The following is a 1,552-nucleotide window of genomic DNA, read 5'->3' as shown; positions in this document are numbered from 1 at the left end:
CGCTCGTAGTGCCGACTAGTTGTGAGACCAGCTTCCTCGCTCCCCTCGCTAGGGAGCAAAATAGATGAGGCAATAGGCGCTCTCATCCTGATTGTCGCGCCATAATGCGCAGCTCGACGGTGCTTGGCCCGGGTCTCCAGCTCCGGTCGCGGTAGCAATTGCGCTGGACCAGCCGCTCCGGGCTCTTCTCGCCGTAACCGCCCCGGTCAGGCCCTCGACCTCGAGCTCCATCAGCCGCTGCGCGGCAAAGCCGATCATCTCGCGCAACAGATCGGCATCAGGGGCCTTCTCCACGAGCGCGCGAAGGTTCATCATCTCGTCGGTCATCGTGGTTCCTCGAATCAGGTTGTTGTCAGCAACACGACCCTACCGGCGAATCGCCGGTGACCACCGCAAAGCCGTCCACCCGCTACGGCGCTATTTGACGGCGCGCGGGCGGACGGCTCTGCTCTACGAACTACACCACTCTCGCGGACACGACCCATCGCCGCCGTCGAGCTGTTAATTTTGGACAATTGAGGCCTCCAAGCAATCGACGCCAATGCCCGTCATTATCTGCTCGAAATCCTTGAAGACCGCTACGGCCGTCGATCAACGCTCGTCACTAGCCAGCTTCCAATTGCCAAATGGCATGAGCTCATAAATGACCCAACTTACGCTGATGCCATACTTGATCGCCTGCTTCACAACGCTCACAGGCTGGAACTGAACGGTGACTCCATGCGTCGTCCGCCGGTTCTTCCTCGGCCTTGATTACATCGCCGGCCGATGAAGACCGAGACTGCAGCCCGCGAAGCTAACCGGCCGCTACGGCACTGTTGGGGGGGCGCGTCCAGTCAGCTTCGCTCCGTCGATCGACACCATCAAACATGAGACGTGATCTCTTCGGCAGCCGCTTGATCACGGGCTAACCATAGTGCCAATTGCCTTTAACGATCGGGTGCTTCACATGCGCGCGATCAGATTGGAATAACTGCGCGCGATCATTGGAATCCGCATACGCGCGGGATGACAGGCCGTTTGGCGGCAGCGGTCCGCCGATGGTGGCTTATCGCTTCGAGGACAGCCGCGCCGGCGAATGCGTCGAGCGCCATCTGACGGGCTTTGCGGGCATCCTTCAGGTCGACGGCTATGCCGCCTACAATCGGCTCGCGAGGTCGGCGGGCGCCAATGAGGGCGTGACACTGGCGGCCTGCTTTGCCCACGTCAGGAGGCGCTTCTACGAACTGCACATCAACGAGAGCTCGCACCTGGCGACGCAAACCATTACGACCATGGCCGGACTGTGGGAGATCGAGGCCGAGATCCGCGGTAGCTCGTCTGAGGCGCGGATGAACGCACGCCAGGAAAGGTCCGCCGCTATCGTCGCGGCGCTCTTCGATCTGTGGGAAAAGGAGCTGCCCCGCCTGTCCGGTAAATCCAAGCTCGCGGAGGCAATCCGCTATGCCACATCCAGGCGCATCGCTCTCGAGCGCTCCCGGACGGTCACTTCAAATTCCCCCACCTGTGGTCGCGCAAACTCCCCCACTTGTGGAGCAGGACGAGAGGTTAT

The 1,552-nt window shown here is 61.1% G+C and carries 3 pseudogenes; 2 read left to right on the top strand and 1 reads right to left on the bottom strand.

What is annotated here, in order from left to right:
• Window positions 1-85: 85 nt before the first annotated feature.
• A pseudogene (locus tag AC5ZG5_RS46090) lies at window positions 86-327 on the bottom strand (transposase); the annotation flags it as partial.
• A 159-nt stretch (window positions 328-486) separates the two neighbouring features.
• Here AC5ZG5_RS46090 and AC5ZG5_RS46085 point away from each other — a divergent pair.
• Window positions 487-753: pseudogene (locus AC5ZG5_RS46085) on the top strand (ATP-binding protein); the annotation flags it as partial.
• A 242-nt stretch (window positions 754-995) separates the two neighbouring features.
• Window positions 996-1,484, top strand: a pseudogene (locus AC5ZG5_RS46080) (IS66 family transposase); the annotation flags it as partial.
• Window positions 1,485-1,552: the final 68 nt, after the last annotated feature.

The organism is Bradyrhizobium sp. Ses1 (assembly GCF_059512365.1).
The sequence above is the reverse complement of the archived record's forward strand: the minus strand, read 5'-3'. Positions and strand labels throughout refer to the sequence as shown.